The sequence below is a fragment of the Virgibacillus oceani genome (assembly GCF_041521345.1).
Classification (GTDB): domain Bacteria; phylum Bacillota; class Bacilli; order Bacillales; family Amphibacillaceae; genus Virgibacillus_N; species Virgibacillus_N oceani_A.
On sequence record NZ_JBGOHB010000010.1, the window covers coordinates 102,690 to 121,438 of the forward strand.

The 18,749-nt window shown below is 39.7% G+C and carries 20 protein-coding genes; 7 read left to right on the plus strand and 13 right to left on the minus strand.

The window, feature by feature from the left end:
* Position 1: 1 nt before the first annotated feature.
* The 4 genes from ACDX78_RS09380 to ACDX78_RS09395 all read right to left on the minus strand — a co-directional run bounded on the left by ACDX78_RS09380 (position 2) and on the right by ACDX78_RS09395 (position 3,771).
* On the minus strand, positions 2 to 1,048 hold the full coding sequence (locus ACDX78_RS09380) for an HAD-IIIC family phosphatase (protein WP_486027278.1): 1,047 nt from the start codon (positions 1,046 to 1,048) through the stop codon (positions 2 to 4).
* Positions 1,049 to 1,060: 12 nt separating this feature from the next.
* Positions 1,061 to 1,924, minus strand: a complete 864-nt coding sequence (locus ACDX78_RS09385; RefSeq protein ID WP_486027280.1) for a 3-hydroxyacyl-CoA dehydrogenase family protein — start codon at positions 1,922 to 1,924, stop codon at positions 1,061 to 1,063.
* A gap of 38 nt (positions 1,925 to 1,962) precedes the next feature.
* On the minus strand, positions 1,963 to 2,724 hold the full coding sequence (locus ACDX78_RS09390) for a thioesterase II family protein (protein ID WP_486027282.1): 762 nt from the start codon (positions 2,722 to 2,724) through the stop codon (positions 1,963 to 1,965).
* Between the two features lie 357 nt (positions 2,725 to 3,081).
* The gene (locus ACDX78_RS09395; RefSeq protein ID WP_486027283.1) at positions 3,082 to 3,771 is read right to left on the minus strand and encodes a 4'-phosphopantetheinyl transferase family protein; all 690 of its coding nucleotides are present in this window, start codon (positions 3,769 to 3,771) and stop codon (positions 3,082 to 3,084) included.
* A gap of 568 nt (positions 3,772 to 4,339) precedes the next feature.
* On the opposite strand from ACDX78_RS09395, the gene ACDX78_RS09400 reads away from it, so the two are divergent.
* From ACDX78_RS09400 to ACDX78_RS09425, 6 genes are all read left to right on the plus strand, one after another.
* Positions 4,340 to 4,741, plus strand: coding sequence for a thioesterase family protein (locus ACDX78_RS09400; RefSeq protein WP_486027284.1), 402 nt, complete (start codon positions 4,340 to 4,342; stop codon positions 4,739 to 4,741).
* Between the two features lie 128 nt (positions 4,742 to 4,869).
* The gene (locus ACDX78_RS09405) at positions 4,870 to 5,892 is read left to right on the plus strand and encodes an alpha-ketoacid dehydrogenase subunit beta (protein ID WP_486027286.1); all 1,023 of its coding nucleotides are present in this window, start codon (positions 4,870 to 4,872) and stop codon (positions 5,890 to 5,892) included.
* A gap of 12 nt (positions 5,893 to 5,904) precedes the next feature.
* A complete protein-coding gene (locus tag ACDX78_RS09410) occupies positions 5,905 to 7,101 on the plus strand; it encodes a dihydrolipoamide acetyltransferase family protein (RefSeq protein WP_486027287.1) in 1,197 nt (398 codons plus the stop codon).
* On the plus strand, positions 7,102 to 8,538 hold the full coding sequence (gene lpdA / locus ACDX78_RS09415; RefSeq protein ID WP_486027289.1) for a dihydrolipoyl dehydrogenase: 1,437 nt from the start codon (positions 7,102 to 7,104) through the stop codon (positions 8,536 to 8,538). It abuts the gene before it with no gap.
* 272 nt (positions 8,539 to 8,810) lie between these two features.
* Positions 8,811 to 9,437: a metal-dependent hydrolase gene (locus ACDX78_RS09420; RefSeq protein WP_486027290.1), complete on the plus strand. Its 627-nt coding sequence runs from the start codon at positions 8,811 to 8,813 to the stop codon at positions 9,435 to 9,437.
* A gap of 278 nt (positions 9,438 to 9,715) precedes the next feature.
* Positions 9,716 to 9,937: a hypothetical protein gene (locus tag ACDX78_RS09425; protein WP_486027291.1), complete on the plus strand. Its 222-nt coding sequence runs from the start codon at positions 9,716 to 9,718 to the stop codon at positions 9,935 to 9,937.
* Positions 9,938 to 10,079: 142 nt separating this feature from the next.
* Here ACDX78_RS09425 and ACDX78_RS09430 read toward each other — a convergent pair whose 3' ends face one another.
* Together ACDX78_RS09430 and ACDX78_RS09435 are read right to left on the minus strand one after the other, a co-directional pair.
* Positions 10,080 to 10,613 carry a BsuPI-related putative proteinase inhibitor gene (locus ACDX78_RS09430; RefSeq protein WP_486027293.1) on the minus strand — a complete coding sequence of 178 codons (534 nt, stop codon included), beginning with the start codon at positions 10,611 to 10,613 and terminating at the stop codon, positions 10,080 to 10,082.
* Between the two features lie 57 nt (positions 10,614 to 10,670).
* Positions 10,671 to 11,837, minus strand: coding sequence for a nucleotide sugar dehydrogenase (locus ACDX78_RS09435; protein ID WP_486027295.1), 1,167 nt, complete (start codon positions 11,835 to 11,837; stop codon positions 10,671 to 10,673).
* A gap of 166 nt (positions 11,838 to 12,003) precedes the next feature.
* Between ACDX78_RS09435 and ACDX78_RS09440 the strand changes: the two genes are divergently transcribed.
* Complete coding sequence (locus tag ACDX78_RS09440; protein ID WP_486027297.1) at positions 12,004 to 12,159, plus strand: ribbon-helix-helix domain-containing protein; 156 nt, start codon at positions 12,004 to 12,006, stop codon at positions 12,157 to 12,159.
* A gap of 38 nt (positions 12,160 to 12,197) precedes the next feature.
* Here the strand turns inward: ACDX78_RS09440 and ACDX78_RS09445 are convergent, their stop codons facing one another.
* From ACDX78_RS09445 to ACDX78_RS09475, 7 genes are all read right to left on the minus strand, one after another.
* Positions 12,198 to 12,599, minus strand: a complete 402-nt coding sequence (locus ACDX78_RS09445; protein ID WP_486027299.1) for a hypothetical protein — start codon at positions 12,597 to 12,599, stop codon at positions 12,198 to 12,200.
* Entirely contained in the window at positions 12,583 to 13,323 is a 741-nt protein-coding gene (locus ACDX78_RS09450; protein WP_486027301.1) for a hypothetical protein, read from the minus strand. The genes ACDX78_RS09445 and ACDX78_RS09450 overlap by 17 nt, the downstream gene beginning before the upstream one ends.
* 42 nt (positions 13,324 to 13,365) lie before the next feature.
* Positions 13,366 to 13,563: a hypothetical protein gene (locus ACDX78_RS09455; protein ID WP_486027303.1), complete on the minus strand. Its 198-nt coding sequence runs from the start codon at positions 13,561 to 13,563 to the stop codon at positions 13,366 to 13,368.
* Between the two features lie 74 nt (positions 13,564 to 13,637).
* On the minus strand, positions 13,638 to 14,870 hold the full coding sequence (locus ACDX78_RS09460; protein ID WP_486027304.1) for an MFS transporter: 1,233 nt from the start codon (positions 14,868 to 14,870) through the stop codon (positions 13,638 to 13,640).
* Between the two features lie 176 nt (positions 14,871 to 15,046).
* Positions 15,047 to 17,035, minus strand: a complete 1,989-nt coding sequence (locus ACDX78_RS09465; RefSeq protein WP_486027306.1) for a TRAP transporter permease — start codon at positions 17,033 to 17,035, stop codon at positions 15,047 to 15,049.
* 5 nt (positions 17,036 to 17,040) lie between these two features.
* Positions 17,041 to 17,493, minus strand: a complete 453-nt coding sequence (locus ACDX78_RS09470) for a DUF1850 domain-containing protein (RefSeq protein ID WP_486027308.1) — start codon at positions 17,491 to 17,493, stop codon at positions 17,041 to 17,043.
* Positions 17,494 to 17,578: 85 nt separating this feature from the next.
* The gene (locus ACDX78_RS09475; RefSeq protein WP_486027310.1) at positions 17,579 to 18,592 is read right to left on the minus strand and encodes a TAXI family TRAP transporter solute-binding subunit; all 1,014 of its coding nucleotides are present in this window, start codon (positions 18,590 to 18,592) and stop codon (positions 17,579 to 17,581) included.
* Positions 18,593 to 18,749: the final 157 nt, after the last annotated feature.

Here is an 18,749-nt window from a genome sequence, read left to right on the forward strand (position 1 = left end):
CTTAAATAGATCCATTCACTTCAATGTAACCCGGAATTTTCCTGTGATTATTATCCTTATTTTCCAATAAGTTAACAGCACCCGTTTTTTTCATTTCGGAAAAACCGGCAAATTTATAGGTTACATACATCATTCTGTTTCTGTCAGTTGGTATAAATTCTGCTATCAATTTAACTTTGCTGTCTATAGAGTGATTAATAAGCTGATTTAATATGATAGAACCTACCCCTCTTGACATAATTCTGCAGGACATAAGCAACAGTTTTAGAATCCACACATCCTCATTTAGTTCAACTAGTACAAGCCCAATTTTTCCATAGGAACCATAAACATCAGAGAGTTCAGCCATCAGGAGCTTATGTTTTTCGGATTTCGTAAATTCATAAAGTTCGTCAATTGAATACGTATATCCAGTTGCATTCAGCTGGTTTGTACGAAGTGTCAGCTCTCTTGCTCTTTCCAAATCCGCATAATTTGGACTTGACAGGGTTAATTTCATACCCAGCGTCTTTAAAAAATCTTCATTCGTGCCTTCAAATTTGCTCTCATCTTCATTACGTTTTATATCATCCATATATATTTTTCTGCGATTTTTGGCATCCTCAGTTACCACCTGCGGGGACAGCTCCGGTCTATCCAGTATATTTTCAATTTTCAGGGCATCTATGCAAAGAACGTCAGGTAACTCATAACTGATTTCATCCCTTTCAAATGCTTGATCATCAATAAAAGCAAGCGTATCTATACCTATATTAATCAACCTTGCTATCTTGGATAATGAAGCTGATTTATTTCCCCAATTAATTTGGGGGTAAATAAAATATTCATCAAGTCCAAACGCTTTTAATTGCCGCATAGCGAGATCGTAATCATTCCTGCTGGAAATGGATTGCAATATTCCGCGCTCGTCTAAAACCTTAATCGTATGAATAATGTTTTTCCTGAGCGTTACATTTTCTTCAATAAGTATTCCATCCCATATTGTGTTATCCAAATCCCAAACAACACATTTTATTTTTTGGACTTTCTTTTCCGTACCGATCCCCATTTTTACCTCTCCTCAATTTACTTTATTTATGGAATAGTTATAAAACCCTTCCCCGGATTTTTTTCCAAGCCGTCCTTGATCGACCATCAGTTTCAATAATGGACAACACCGAAATTTAGGATCCTGAAAGCTTTGATATAAAATATCCAGTGAATTAACAACGGTATCTATTCCTATCAAATCCGCTGTTTCTAATGGCCCCATTTTATGGCTGTAACATTCTTTAAAAATAGCGTCTACATCTTTCGGCTCTGCAACTTGGTCCTGTACCACAAATGCAGCTTCATTCATAAAAAGATGGGATATTCTATTCGATACAAATCCTGGAAAGTCTTTAATAATGATGGCATTCTTATTAATCGAAGCTAACAGTTCTTTCGTTTTATTCATTGTTGATTCCGATGTATGGTAGCCCTGAATGACTTCTACCGCAGGTTTCAGCGGGGCTGGATTCATGTAGTGTGTCCCGATGACGTATTCGGGGTGTTTAGTCAATGAAGCAATTTTGGAAATTGAAATGCATGATGTATTGGCAGCTAAAATACAAGTTGATGAACAGATGTTATAGAGCGTATGATAAATGTCCTTCTTCTTTTCCCAATCCTCTGAAATATTTTCAATTATGTAGTTTACATTTCCCAGTGTTTCTAAATCGTCCGTAAAGGTTATATTATTCAGGATTTCATCAGGGGAAACCCTTCCCAACTCTTTATTGTACATACTATATAATCTTGCATTCGTAAATATTTGCTTCTCTGCATGTTCCAATGTTTCAGAATCTATGTCTATCAAAATTACGTTATATCCTGCCAAAGCATAGCTGTGAGCAACACCTACACCCATTACGCCAGCACCGATGACCCCTATTTTTTCCAATGCTATCACTCCATTATTTTCATATTTTCATAATAAAATTATTGACAATCAGACCTAATGTGAGCTATAATGTTTTTTATTACCTTTTCCTTGTAATCGCGTAAATAGAAATGACTGCCTTCATACATATTAATTTTTAATGGTTTTAATGAGTGGTCTTCCCAGGCAACTATATCTTCGTACTTGACCTCTTCATCTATCCTGCCTCCATATGCAACAATTTTAGTATCCAAGGGATTGGAATCTATATATTTATAAGTTTCTATCATTTTAAAATCCGCTCTTAATATGGGTAAATATATATTTGATAAGTCCTCGTTTTCCATGATGACATCAGGGGTACCGCCTAACTCTTTAATTTTCAAAAGGAAACTGTCATTGGGGAGTGTGTGGAGTATTCTTCTTGGTTGTATTTGCGGTGCTTTGCCACTTGACATAAATAAAATATTTGGCTGTCTCATTTTCAATAACCTGAGTTTACGGGCTACTTCAAAACTAATTAGTGTTCCCATGCTATGTCCGAAGAAAGCAAATGGTTTATCCTGAAAATCTTCCAATGCCTCAATTACTTCAGAAACAATCTCATCTACATTCGTTAACAACTTTTCGGAGAGTCGATCCTCGCGCCCCGGCATCTGTATCGCACAAGTTTCAATTCCGCTTTGACTTAAAATAGGCTGCCAATCGCCAAAGAATGATGCTGATCCTCCTGCAAAGGAAAAGCAGAATAGTCTGAATGATGCTTCACTATTCGGTCTAAAGACCTTTATCGTTTTTTTTATTGTTTTGTTACTTGTCATGAAGATTTTCTCCTCGAACATCAATTTCAAAACCCCGAATAATCAGTGTTTCAATTAACAATATAATGAACTATCTTACTAAATCCATTTAAAATACTATCAGCCTATATAATAAAAATCAATGGAATTTTCTAAAATGTTCCTATTTTACTAGTTTATTTCCTTTTCACTATTTTTCAACTGCTTTTATCAGCACTCCTTTCACAGGATAAAATACCTACTTTTGAACGGAGCTATTGTATGTATGAAATATCAATGTGGCAGTTTACAGCTGAATTCAGGCTCTTGTGAAGCAGAAGTTCAAGTTTCTTTTCACCCCTTCTTTTTGAATACGCACTTAGACATGTATCACAGTCACTAAACTTTTTGCTTTAATTCGCTAATCAAACTTTTGAATAGATAATGCTGAACATACTTTGGTAATTCGTTAGTGAAAGTACATGCAGACAACTTGTATTCGAGGGCAATCTCATATTGTTTAAATAAGCATTGAGCCCGAGCCCCGGTCAGCGTAATTTTTTCCTCGAGAATACGAATACCAAATGAGTCTAATGGCATAGACAATCCCGTCCCCAGTGCTTTTATATAGCTCTCCTTCAATGTCCACAGTGCGTAAAAGAAATCCCGCTGTTCATATTCAGGTTTTGACATAATATCCATATATTCTTCACTGGAAAAGAAGCGTGCAGCCACACCAATATCGATTTTCTTCACCTTTTCGATATCAATTCCAACTGGGTCTTCCCCCCAGATCATAACTACCCAGCTGCCTGAATGAGATAGATTAAAATGAAAGTTTGATTGACCTGACAAATACGGTTTTCCGTACGTATTACTTCCGAAATGGATATCTCGGTTCTCCATATGTAACTTATTAATAATTACTGCCCTGGCCAATGACTCAGCAAACAGGGACCGATATACATCTTCCATATGGATAAACCGACTGAGCTGTTTGAGTCTGCTATCAGAAATACAGGAAGCCAAAAAATTATAATCTTGCTGTTCCAATGCCTCGGGAATTTGCAAAGCAATGATTTCAGTCATTTCAATCAACTCTTTCTGTTTTTTTATGCGGTATGGCAGAACTATGCTGTTTCCAATTTTAATCAGGATGCACAAATAAGAAGCTTAACCACTGAATGTATTTCTGGAGGTCGTGAAAAGTTTGCTGCACTAACTAACAGGAGATGCCTGTCGTTATGGTATCCCTCCATTTGGTAATCGTCAAGTTAACATTTATGGGAATGAAAAATATACATACAGTTAAATTCAAGAACTTCCCCCGGAATTTTTTACAATCTATATGTATTAGTTTAATGCTATATTAAAGCTGACATAGTAAAACATCTTACAATAAGGAAAGCTATCAAAATAAAATCATCCTTACCTAATAAAACCTTCAACAATTAGAAAATTGGAAATCCCTGGGGTTGACAGCTAACCATCGACTAAATATACTAACATTGTATTATTATCAAAAAATTCCTACTCAAATAATATAAATAAGTATTAAAAAGATTTAACACTAGGCTCCTGGATTTGCATGATCCTTCTGGTATGAGAACAATGAAATCGGACAAAGCATTTTTAAGCAGCAGAAAAGGTGAGTTCAATGATAAAAGGTTTGAAGATTGGTGACTCAGTCAAAATTTCAGCAGAAGTAACAAAGGAAATGTTTGCTCAATTTGCAGGGGAAGTGGTTCATCCGACCTATTCCACTGTATCCATGGTCTATCATATGGAATGGGCATCCAGAAATCTGCTCATCCCTTATTTGGAAGACGGTGAAGAAGGAATGGGCGCTGCAGTGAAAGTAAAGCATATAACTCCATCCGGATTGGGAACCAAAATTGAAATCACAGCTGCTGTCAGTAAGGTAAGTGAATGGGAACTTGTGACAGATGTATATGTAAAAAATGAATACGGTGTGATTGGAAAAGGAGAAGTGATTCAAAAAATTCTTCCGAAGAAAATGATTGAAGAAAAGTTGAAGCAGCAATCAGCTTCAAGATAATATTAGTTCCTTTGTCACATGTTAGAGACTGGTGCTTACGAAATCGGCAAGACGGACTTTCATATTCCTGCAGCACGTGAACCGGAGCAAATTTTATACGATTTCTTTAATAAAAGGAGGCAGCGATTATGGTATTGTCTATGCAAAAGCATATTAAGCAGCAGGCAGAAAAGCCCCGGTCAATCACACTAATCCAGGCAATTAATGATGGGCTGAAAACGATGCTGGCAGATGATGAAACAACTTTATTACTTGGAGAGGATATCGGGGTTAACGGTGGTGTTTTTCGAGCAACAGACGGCCTCCAGAAACAATTCGGCGAAAGACGGGTAATCGATACGCCACTCAGTGAGGCTGGATTTGTTGGCACAGCTGTCGGGATGGCACTTAACGGCTTAAGGCCTGTTGTTGAAATACAGTTTCTTGGATTCATTTACCCGGCATACGAACAAATCGCAACCCACGTCACAAGAATGCGGTCACGGACCATGGGGCACTATCATTTACCGATGGTGATTCGCGCGCCATATGGTGCCGGTGTACGGTCTCCGGAGATTCACTCTGATAGCGTGGAAGCACTTTTCACCCATTTACCAGGGATTAAAGTGGTTTGTCCTTCAAATGCATATGACGCAAAAGGCCTGCTTATCGCTGCCATCGAGGACCCCGATCCTGTATTATTTTTAGAACCAATGCGCTTGTACCGAGGAGAACGTAATGACGTGCCGGCTGAAAAATATACAGTAGACCTCGGAAAGGGGGTGCGGACTAAAGAAGGGGACGATGTTACATTAATCGCCTGGGGCGCAATGATGCCAATTGTTCTACATGCAGCAGACGAAATGAGAAAACAAGGTATTTCGTGTGACGTCATTGACCTCCGCACACTTTACCCGCTTGATAAAGATATCATCGCAGCTTCCGTTCAAAAAACAGGCCGCGCTGTTATTGTTCACGAAGCACATGCCACCGGCGGAGTGGGCTCTGAAATTACTTCCATCATCAATGACACCTCATTTCTATATTTAAAAGCACCTATTGAAAGAGTGACAGGATTTGATGTACCTGTTCCGCTTTTTTCATTGGAAAATGATTATTTACCAACAAAAAAACGTGTTAAAGCTGCAATTGAAAAGACAGTGAATTTTTAGGAGGTGGTTCATATGGCAGAAGTAAAGTTTTATGATATCGGCGAAGGCATGAACGAAGGGGAAATTTTAAATTATTTTGTTGAGGTTGGAGAAAAAGTAGCCGTTGATCAGCCACTGATTGAAATGCAAACAGATAAAATGGTTGCAGAAATCCCTTCACCGACAGCGGGTATAATTAAGGCCATACATTTTGATGTGGGAGAAACGATCACAGTTGGAACTACTATTATTGAGATTGACAATGGACAGAAGAACACTATCCCTGAAAGTGCGGAAAGGACTGAAAAATCGGCCGCAGTCATCGCACTGCAAACCGAGCAAAATACGCCGCAAACAAACAGCTATAAACGTATTTTAGCCGCCCCATATACGAGAAAAATTGCTCGTGACTACGGAGTGGACATCGAAAACATCCAAGGTACGGGGCCAGCCGGGAGAATAACCGAGGAAGATATTCATCAATTTGCAGACCATTCCACTGCCACTAATGATACACCAAATCGGATAATGGACCAAGCAGAAGATACGATACCATTTAAAGGAATAAGAAAACAAATTGCCAATAAAATGAACCATTCATTAAAAACGATACCCCATGTCACCCATTTTGATGAAGCCGATTTAACAGAACTGCTCAAATTGCGAAAGCAACTCAAAAAGACGGGAGAAAACATATCCGTTGTTGCCTTTTTCATCAAAGCAGCTGCCATTTCACTTAAAGCATACCCCATTTTTAATGCACAGCTTGATGAAGAAAATGAAGTGATTCGCCTTGCACAGGATTACCATATTGGCCTTGCAACAGATACAGAGTCAGGATTAATGGTCCCTGTCCTGCATCATGTTAGTCAAAAAACATTACGTGAAATCCAAACAGAGATGAAAGCATTAACGAAGAAAGCGCAGGAAGGCAAATTAAGTATGACAGATGTGAAAAATGGCACATTTACCATGAGCAATGTCGGACCGCTCGGCGGAACCGGTGCAACACCTATTATCAATCATCCGGAAACAGGAATCATGTCTTTTCATAAAACAAAGAAAATGCCGGTTGTGATGGAAGATGAAGAAATTGCCATTCGCTCCATCATGAATCTATCTTTTTCATTTGACCACCGTGTTGCTGATGGAGCAACAGCTGTCGCCTTCACTAATTACTTTATTGAACTGATCGAGAATCCGAGTAAACTGCTATTGGAGCTGGTTTAAATGGTTGTGGGCGAATTTGCAGAAAAACGGGATCTGGTGATTATTGGCGGCGGACCTGGTGGATACAATGCAGCAATCCGTGCAGCACAGCTCGGTCTTGGCGTGACCTTAATTGAAAAGAAACAATTAGGCGGGGTCTGTTTAAATGAAGGCTGCATCCCTTCAAAGGTATTTGCACATGCCGCAAAAAAATATGCAACCGTTCCTCATCTTTCATCACTTGGAATCTCCACCGGTGAAATAAATTTTGATTACAGCCGTCTGTTAAAGTATAAAGATAAAACCGTTAACCGATTACGAAAAGGTGTGGAGACATTATGTGCAGCCAATAAAATTGAAATCATACACGGAAAAGCAAATTTTACCGCTGAAAATAGAGTTGGCGTTGAAAGCGGACATCAATTTGATACGTATGAATTTAATCATGCGATTATTGCTGCCGGCAGTTCGCCGATCAAAACTGATTTTCTCACTGACAATAGCGGTCGCATTTTATCCTCTGAGGAAATTTACAACTTAAAAGAAATGCCGAAAGAATTATTAGTTTATGGCAGTGACTATATTGCACTTGAAATTGCATTTAGTTACCGAAGTCTTGGATCCGATGTAAGTCTGATTTTAGATGGAAAAGATGACTTTTCATTCGATCATTCCATTAACCGTGAGCTCAAACGAATGTTAAAAAAACAAAACATAAATATACATCGCGGTTTTCACCTAGATACAATATCAACGGAGAAAAATGAGGCAAAAGTACATCTTTTCAAGGATGGAAAAGAGAAAACAATAACAGGATCCCATGCTTATTTGACTACTCGGCAATACGCCGGTGCAGCATCACTTGGAATTGACCGGTTTGGCATTGCTACAACGGAATCCGGATTTATTGAAACCAATCGGCAAATGAGAACATCAATTCACAATGTATTTGCCGTTGGGGATATTACAGCAGGCAACTCAATTGCGGTAAAGGCGATTAAACAGGGAAAAATTGCAGCTGAAACCATTGCAGGAATGAACAGTGAAGCAGACCTGACATTTTTACCGACCATTGTCCATACAAACCCGCCCATCGCAGCAGTTGGACTGACGGAACATGAAGCAATAGATGCAGGGTATAGTGTAAAAGCAAGTTCATTTTCCTATACAGGCAATAGCTATGCGACGGTAACCAATGAAAAGAGCGGAATAACGAAAATCATTAAAGACGAGGAAACCGATTTACTGCTGGGATTTCACACGATTGGTGCTGGAGCGATTGAGTTAATCTCTACAGCCGTTACTTCCCTTGAAATGGTCGGAAGGGATGAAGATTTACTTTTCCCATTGTATCCACATCCTAGTTTTAATGAAACGATCCTGGAGGCAGTGGAAGGATTAACGGAACAGGCGATACATGTGGCGCCGGTTGGCGAAAAGAAGGTACGTATGAAGTGAAGATCAGCGGGATGGATAATTATTGATGGAGGATCGTGCAATGCAAAATTTTGTTTGGTCCTCTTAAAAATGAGTTGTAACTGAGATAGGACGGCATAACATTGCCGTCCTTTTTAATGGATGGAAACATACTGCAATCATCCTCTAACCCCCCCTGTCATAACCTATTCCTTTATCATTTTCAACTGGCAATAAAGCTATGTCTCATTTACCATATTTTGTAGTACAATAGTTAAGCATAGTAATATACAATCAGGAAAAGGAGCAGCATTATGAATGGAACAGCACATGCAGCAGTCGGCGGGGCTATCGGATACATAGCAGCAAATACGTTTCAATCCAGCCCATCGGCTACAGTCTTTTTGGTTGGTCTGGGGGTTGTAACTGCATTAGTACCCGATTTGGACATTGATGGAAAACTCACGGGGAGAATTACATTATCTCATAAACTACTGCGAACTGTAGCTCAGCTTATTGGTCTATTAATGATTTTTTACAGTTTCTTTGAAGGAACGGATACAGCAAAATACCTTGGCATGGGAATCGGACTCGCAATTTTGCTGATTTCTTCCCGGCTTAAACAAAAACATATGCTTATACTTACAGGAATCGGCGTATTGGCTGGAGGCTCCTCACTTCAGGAAAGCTGGCTGATTTTATTTGGAGCATATATTTTAATTGCATCCATGGTTTCTCATCGGGGTTATACACACTCGATTTTAGGCATTATTTTCTTTGGCATGATCGCGTCCAGACTGGAAGCATCACTTGGGATTCAGGGAGTTTATTATACATGTCTCGCAAGCTATATCAGCCATCTGGTGACAGACAGCAAGGTGCTCCCTTTTAATAAGAGAGGGATTAAGCTGTTTTTGCCTGTGTCTTCGCGGGAAGTTTGAAGAAATCCGGCTTTTTAATAATAGGATAAAAAATGATATATAATAACGACCTTGTGTTTCAACATTCTCTTTAACCTGCCGATAAAAGGTATGGAGATTGCTTATGCTTTCTTCAGCAATTCCACTTTGTATGTGATAAACTTGATTTATCCATTATGGATGTCTTCCTCTGCCTGACACTGGCTTGCGAAACCAAGGTCATTTTAGCAGAGGAGGACTTTTTTATCATACGTAAAGGCACTTCCGTTTATGTAGAGCGTGGGGCTTAATCTGGAGTTATGGTGCAGCGGGAACTACATAATGAAGAACTGAACTGGCTTGTTGAGCAATCCTTGAAAACACCTTATTATATCGCCGCAAACCTTTTCGCATCAGGCATCTTTTCGGATTACCTTGAGGAAGCTGCATCTGCAAGCAAATCCGTACCAACTTTAACATTGGTTGCTGAGCACTGGGCTGAAACTGCGGCAGTACCCATATATCATTTTGCTGAAAAGTAATACTTCAACTCCGTTTTTTTAACAAAAAAATAAAAGCCCACATCTATTGGTGTGAGCTTATTTATAGGCTGTTATTTTTGAATCTATATTACCTGCTAGCAGCAAACTTCTCGAAAACAGCCTTAAAACAAACTAGTTTTTACTACTCTTCAATCACAAACGTTACCGTCACCTGGTTTTCACTTAAACCCTCTGCCACCGAATAGGCAGTCAGCGTATACTCACCTGGATCCAGTGAAGGAAGCGCGAGTTCATAGTTCAGTTCCTCCCCGGGTGGCAATTCTATATCTTCCAACACTTGCATAAAAGCCATACCATCGGAAAACCGCTTAACAAGCTCATTTTCTGCATCCCGCAGTTCATATTCATAACGCTGACTTGTTGTAAAGGAAAGTTCTTTTTTCTCATCACTTTCATTCTTGATCGTAAATTCATAAACTGTATTTTCTGCCGCTACGGAAACAGGTGTTAATGCATAAACTATTCCATCATTCGAAATTTCAGCCGCCTCCTCTCCTGTACCTTCCTGATCCTTCTCTTCATTATTTCCATTCTCCTCCGACCCATTGTCATCAGATCCGTTATCTGTGGAAGTCTCCTCTGCACAAGATGCGAATATGAAGGTAAGAGCGAGAAGAATTACAAATGCTGTTATTAGCGCTTTAGGTTTTATCATATTTTCCACCTCTTATGTTTACTATTCCATAAGATTCGTTTCGATAAACCAATGTTATTAATCCCTGCTAAACAAATCCCTTGTATAAACCTTCTTTCTGATTTCCTTCAATTCCTCCGACAAACGATTGGCAACAATAACATCTGAAGTCCCCTTGAATTCAGCAAAATCCTTAATCATTTTATACCCTTCAAAAGTATCCTCTTCCAAGGAGGGTTCGTAAATAACAATTTCCACGTTACTCTCTTTAAGCCGCTCAATCACACCTTGAATTGCTGATTGCCTGAAATTATCCGAGTCGGTTTTCATCGTCAGCCGGTAGATGCCAACAGTTTTTGGATTTTGGCTCATGATGCGATCGACAACATGATCTTTTCTCGTGCTGTTGGAATCCACAATCGCTTGGATGATATTATTTGGCACCCCATCAAAGTTGGCCAACAGCTGCTTCGTATCTTTAGGCAGACAGTAGCCGCCATAGCCAAAGGATGGGTTATTGTAATGATTCCCAACTCTTGGGTCATGTCCAATGCCCTCCACAATCTGTTTGGCATTCAGCCCCTTCATTTCTGCATACGTGTCCAGCTCATTAAAGAAGGAAACCCTCATGGCAAGATATGTATTGGCAAATAATTTAATAGCTTCTGCTTCCGTGGAATGGGTGAAAAGCATTGGGATATCTTCTTTCACTGCTCCCTCTGCCAATAGATTTGCAAAGTGCTCAGCCCTCTCGGATTGCTCGCCGACAATGATTCTGGAAGGATACAGGTTATCATGAAGTGCTTTTCCTTCCCTTAAAAATTCAGGAGAGAATAAAATATTTTCCGTATTGAATTTCTCTCTGACTGATTCCGTATAGCCAACCGGGATTGTGGATTTTATGATCATAACAGCATCCGGATTAATGAATAAAACATTTTCGATGACATTTTCTACCGTGCTTGTATCAAAATAGTTTTGGTCGGGGTCATAGTTTGTCGGTGTTGAAATGACAACGAAATCTGCTTCCTTGAACGCCTGAATTGTATCTGTAGTAGCTGTCAAGTTCAAATTCTTTCCCTTTAAAAATCGCTGAATTTCTTCATCCGCAATCGGAGAAATTTTATCATTGATCATATTTACTTTTTCTTCATTTATATCCAGCGCAATAACTTCATTATGCTGCGCCAGAAGTACTGCGTTGGACAGGCCGACATAGCCGGTGCCTGCGATGGTTATATTCATGGCAAAATACCTTTCCTTTATTGTTTTATGTAAATGAAAAATGGCTACTTAAATTATAATAGTCTGTATAGGAATCTGCAAACTTCTCATGGTTATAAAACACTCAAAAGCCTATTCTTTTGCTATTTATACATTTTTGAGCCATAATTGACATAGAGGTGAAGAAATGCCTACGAAAAACCGGACAATCAGTGCATTTGTTATGTTTCCCAACGATTTAGTTGAGGAAATCAAAGCCTATCAGGAAGAAAACAAAATTCTTTCAAATAATGAAGCCATCAGGACACTTATCAGAAAAGGCTTAAAAGACGCTCAGGAATAGAGCGTCTTTTTTCGTGGAACTGGGAATGGTTTGCTTTTTTACACTTTTTCCAGCTCATCCAAAAATGTTGGCCAACGTTTGTATTTCTCTTTTAGTTCTGCTTTTAACTCGATAAAACCTGTCTTTCCAAATGCTTCCTTATATTCCTTGATCAGCTTGCATACGCTCCGGTAATGTTTTCTTGCCCCCGCAGGCTCTGCCTGATCTCGAATATAATTTTTAAAAATCATTTCCGCTTCCGCTTTATATTCATCGAGCAGATAAGGATAAAAATTCTGAATATAGAAATTATTTTCTTTGCAAATAAGGTACAACTTGTCTGACCTATTTTCCTCTTTTGCAATCTCGATATAAGTGTATTTCTTTCCCACTTTTTCAAACCCATTGAAAATTTGCTCCACTACTGTTTCCCATTCTTCTTCATCATATAGCTTTTTCAATTTTTTGTATGTCAAAGCTATTATTATAAACAAATTCCAGCAGCAATTTCCATTGATTTTCCATGTCTTCAAGTACTTCATAAACCTTCAGTTCATATTCTTTCCATTTTTTCACTAATCCGGGTAATTCCTTATCCTGTATCTGTCCTTTTTTACTTAGTTTGAGTGCATCTCTCGTATTTCCGTTTTCAAGTTCACGTCTGATTGCTTTTTCCCTGAAATCACGGTACTGAATATGTTCATAAATAAACTCGCCGACTCTTTCCCATTCCTGGTTTAATTCAAAAATCTCCAATTGAAGCAGCAGTACATTTTTAGTTTCATATTCTTTTAACGACGAGGAGGAATTATCCGTGGAGATCTCCTCCAACAATTGATTCAACTGTTTTTCAAGCTTCTCTCTCATGAATGGTTCCATAGAAAACTTTGTACAGATTTTCAAAAGATCGAAACGCCAATCGCTCCAGCCGTCATATCGTTTATTGTTCACTTCCTTCATAATTAATTGAAATACCTTTTTCTGTAAACTTTTATCATTTGATATTACAGAATAGGAAGCAGCATCTCCAATTAAACAAATACTTCCCTCAATTTTATCCCCTACTTCACCATTCGAATCATCGGCGTATTGCAGCATCTCCACAACTATGGAAAGAACAGCTATAGCCAATTTCGCTGCCATTTCGCTCTCTTCTGCTGCCAGTTTATCTCTTCCTTTTTCCACCACATTTCGGCACCTTGAAGAGAAGAGAAGACGAGACATACCTCAAACGATAAAACCTTGCCATTTATACTGATTGATATAAGAACGAATCAGCTTTTTACTTTCTTTGATTTCATCTTCACCGGTGGAAAGTTTATATTCCAGCTTGGTTTCAATATCTTTATCAGTTTCTGCAATTTGAGCGAGTAACCCAACCAATTCCTTTTTTGTTAGTTTTGAAATTTTTGTTTTGAGATTCATATTTTCCACTACTTAAAATTTAAGGATATCGTTTATTAGTTTCATTTCTTTTATTATATCTTGATGTGGCTCACCTATCTATACCACTCCCTAACCTTCTCATCCGTCGGCAATAAAAACGCCAGCAACCCGAGAAGCGGCAAAAATGCAGTTGCAATCATTGTTGGCATGAGACCGATAAAATCAATTAAGGAACCAAGCACAACGGATCCGATTGCGCCCATTCCAAACGCCAATCCGACAATTAATCCAGACATCGTACCAATTTTTCCAGGGATCAATTCCTGGGCGTACACAACGGTTACGGAAAAACTGGACATGATAATGACCCCCAGCAGGGCAAGTAAAACGATTGCCATGGCTGATCCGACAAATGGCAAAACTAATGCCAGCGGAGCGGCAGCCAACAAAGAGAATAAAATGACATTACGCTTACCAAATCGATCCGCAAATGGCCCACCAAGAAAGGTGCCAACAGCCCCTGCCAATAGGAAAGTAAAGATATAACCCTGAGACTGGGCAATCGTTGCTCCATAGTTGTCGATGGCAAAGAATGCATAGAAATTGGCAATGACACTTTGATACCAAGAGCGGGCAAACACGATGAAAACCAGGACAATGAGTGCACCTTTGATTGCTTTGGAAAGATGTCCATCACGTTGTTGATCGCGAGTTTCTGCCTTTACTTTGATAGGATCACCTATTTGGGCATTGTACCATCTAGCAATGTAAATTAAGAAAAGCACGGCCAGTCCGGCAATCAATGTAAACCAAATGGCACCAAACTGCCCAAGCGGAACCAATACAAGTGCAGTAATCACAGGTGCCAGCGCTTGTCCGGAATTCCCGCCAACCTGATATATAGACTGAGCCAATCCCCTCCGTGGTCCTGCCGCCAGATATGCTACCCGTGACCCTTCCGGATGAAAGACAGCTGAACCTAAGCCAATAAATAGAACACTTGCTAAAATGGCCCAAAAATTAGGAGCCAAAGCCAAACCCAAAATCCCCACCATGCTGCTTGTAAGCCCGATCGGCAAAGCATAGGGCATAGGACGCTTATCTGTATACATTCCGACCACAGGCTGCATGACTGAGGCAACCATATTTAACGTAAAAGCGATAAAGCCAAGTTGCGTAAACGTCAGGCCTAGTGAATTTTCCAGGATGGGAAACATGGCAGGGATTACGGCCTGCAGTGTGTCATTCAATAAATGGCATATACCGATAATGAATAAAATGGGATAGACGGTTTTATTGGTTGATTGAAATGGTTGTTTGGTTTTCGTTTTTGTTGAACTTGCCATTTGATTTCGTCGCCTTTCTATCTATACCTGTAGTATGTAATAAATAAATGCTCAAAGTTTTAGAATTTTAAAAAGGGCATTCCCATGCCCATAGTATCTCGCAAAATCATTATTATTTCAACACAGGGACTCCCCAAAATGGGATACAGGGACAGGTCAACTGTCCCAAATTCAAACTAAAGTGAACGGGACAAAGTACCTGTCCCTCTGTCCCTCCTCCTTTTTATTATCTGGAATATAACCACAACGGCAAGCAAACTAAATCCAATGAGATCCGATACAAGACCTGGTACTACTAAAACGATTGCACTTGCCGCAGAGAGCACTCTTAACATCCAATTCATTTTTCTCAGGAAATATCCCTCAAATCCCGCACCAAGGGCAATGACCCCTATAGCTGCTGTAGTCGCAACCAATATAGCTCCACCAACATTGGTCCCTTGTATGAGTAATTCCGGTGAATATACAAAAACGTATGGAACAAGAATTCCTGCTGCAGCAAGCTTCAGTGAAGTAAATCCGGTTTTGTTCGGTTCACCACCCGATATCCCTGCTCCTGCAAATGCAGCAAGTGCTACAGGAGGAGTCAGGTTAGCTAAAATACCAAAGTAGAAAACAAACATATGTGCCACAAATGGCTCAACCCCAAATTGAACCAGAGCGGGTGCAGCCATAGATGAAGTAATAATATACGTAGGTATTGATGGCAGGCCCATTCCTAAGATGATGGATGCAATCATCGTAAAAAATAAGGTCAAAAGCAATATATCGTTTCCCAATATTAGAATAGCAGAAGTCATTTTTAGTCCGAATCCAGTCAATGATGCCACACCAACGATAATCCCTACCATCGCACAAGCCATCGCCACGCCAAGCGCACTGCGTGTTCCTTCTTCAAGCGTCTTTATTAAACTTTTTATATTCATTCTGGTTGTTGCCCTTATCATGGACACAATGACTGTCGAAATAATCGCCCATGCCGCAGCGTAAATGGGAGTATATCCACTAAACAGCATATAAATAAGTATAAACAGCGGAATGAGTAAATGACCTCGTTCTTTCATAACCACTTTCATATTAGGAAGTTCTGCTTTGGATAACCCCGTTAACCCTTGTCTTTTGGCACGTAAATGGACAACAGTTAAAACTCCCAGGTAATATAAAATCGCAGGAATGATAGCTGCAATTACGATTTGAACATACGGCATTCCCAACGTCTCTGCCATAATAAATGCTGTCGCACCCATGACCGGTGGAAGAACTTGTCCACCAACAGATGCAGCTGCTTCTACAGCCCCTGAAAAGTTTTTAGAATATCCAGTTCTTTTCATTAAGGGAATGGTGAATGACCCTGTTGTAACCACATTCGCTATCGCAGAGCCATTAATAGATCCAAGAAATCCACTTGATATGACCGCTACTTTTGCCGGACCTCCCGAAGTATGACCGGAAATCGCCATTGCTGAATTATTAAATAATTGTCCCATCCCTGTCCGATTCAAAAAAGATCCAAACAATATGAACAGGAAAATATACGTTGCGGAAACACCGATCGCCGTTCCAAATATCCCCTCTGTCGTTAAATACAAATAGGTTACAATAGCTTCGATATCATAGCCGCGATGTGCAACCACTCTGGGAAGGTAGGGACCTAAATAAGCGTAAAGCAAGAACAAGGCGCTAAGCACGGTCAACCCCGTTCCTACTACACGGCGACCACCTTCAAGGACGAGAATAACCATGAGCAGGCTAAACATCACATCATTTGTACTTGGCAGACCTGCTCTTTGTACAATCCCCATGTAATCTACAAAAATAAAGACAATGGTTGCAACAGATAATAATGCCAGTAAAAAATCAATGATTGATGCACGCTGCTGCGGTGCATTTTTTCGAGACGGGTACAATAAAAAGACAAGCACTAGAATAACACCTGTATGTAATGCCCGGTGCTGCAGTGTAACTAATGGACCTGTAAAAGAAGTAATAAGATGGAATAGTGCCAATCCAACAGATATTAAAGTAACCAGCCTGGCCATCCATGGTATGTTTAAAGTTCGAAACCTGGACTCCGTATCATATTTTTCAACAAGCTTTCGTTTTTCTTCACCGGAAAGTTGCTCTTCTTCAGTAAGTTCTTCTTTTTCTTTATCTGCATTGCTCACTTGGCCTATCCCTCCTTGTTTATATCTTTCAACTTCAAGCCCAGCCATTCATACATTGGCAATTTTTCATAATGAATTTGAACTTTTGTATTGTCAGGAATAAAGTTTGATAACGGATATTTTTTTTCATTTTCTTCAAGATAATATTGGGAAATTGGAACATAATAAAGCGAGTAGTAAGGAATCTCGCGTTCTATTTCGGTAACTTCAATAAATCCATTATGCAAGAGGTCCACTTTTCCTTCGACATCAGGAGTGCCTGCACCGTATGATTGATACAAAGTTGATTCAAATGACAGTTTTCCCTCACCTGTGATTCGGTAAATTTCTTTCCATGGCGTCAACTCAACGGAATGCCTCCATCCAATGGTTATTTCATTCGAATCCCATGGCAAAAAATAAAAAGGGTCCCCACCCTCGTCCGTTAGTAAAATGCCGGATTGGACCGGTACCACCATGACACCGACCCCGATCAGCAAAATCGAAAATATGAGGATTATTTTTTTAAAACATAAACGTATCCTCTTTATGAAGTTGGTCACATTACTCGATGCCTTCTTCTTCAAAATACCTTTCTGCACCCGGGTGAAGCGGAGCAGGCAGGTTATCCAGTGCTTCTTCGAGCGTAATATCCTGGGCTGCATTATGTGCATCCCTTAATTGATCAACATTTTCAAATATTGCCTTTGTCATGGCATAAGCAAGATCATCCGAAACTTCACTATGTGTTAATAAAACATTGTTCACCCCAATTGTTGTCACGTCCTCTTCCAAATCATATACATCCTGTGGCACGGTAGTTGGGAAAAAGGCAGGATAATCATCTTGCATGCTCAAAATGGTGTCTTCATCAATTTCTACAATAACGATATCCTGCGTTGTTTGAAGTTCCAGTACACCTGCATTTGGCAAACCGGAAGACATAACCACGGCATCTATATTGCCATTTTGGATTCCTTCCACCCCTTCAGAAAATGACAGGTAATCCGCATTAATATCATCATAAGACATGCCATATGCCTCCAGCACACGCTGAGCACTAATTTCAGTTCCGGATGCAGGAGCTCCTACGGCCACATTCGTTCCTGCCAAATCTTCCACTGTTTCAATACCGGATTCTTCTGTAGCTACAATCTGCAAATAGTTCGGATACAATGAAGCCAGGCTACGGACGTTTTCCTGTGCACCTTGTTCTTCAAAACTGTCAACCCCTTCATATGCATCTGCAGCTGCATCACCCATGGAGAATCCAATTTCCGCATCTCCCTGGTTAAGCGTTGTTGCATTGGCTGCAGAGGCTGCGGTAGATTGACTGTTGGCATTAGCTCCCAAATTTTGAAACATGTCCGCCAAAGTACCTCCAAGCGGATAATACACACCTGAGGAACCGCCGGTAAGAATCGTAACAAATTCACCATCAAGAATTTCTTCTACACTGCCGCCTTCACTGTCTCCATTACCACCGCTGCTTTCTCCATCTGCATCACTGTCTTCGCACGCAGCAAGTACAATTCCAATTATTAACAGCAAACCAAATATGAAATATAATTTTTTCATTTTAACTCCTCCAATCATTTATTCTTAAAATGTTTATGAAAGAATCAGTACAACTTATGCCATAATAAAATATACAATTTCTTACTGTGATAAATTAATAGATTTGACAGCAAATGCTTGGCATTCAATATATTTATAGATGGTTTATGAGAATAGC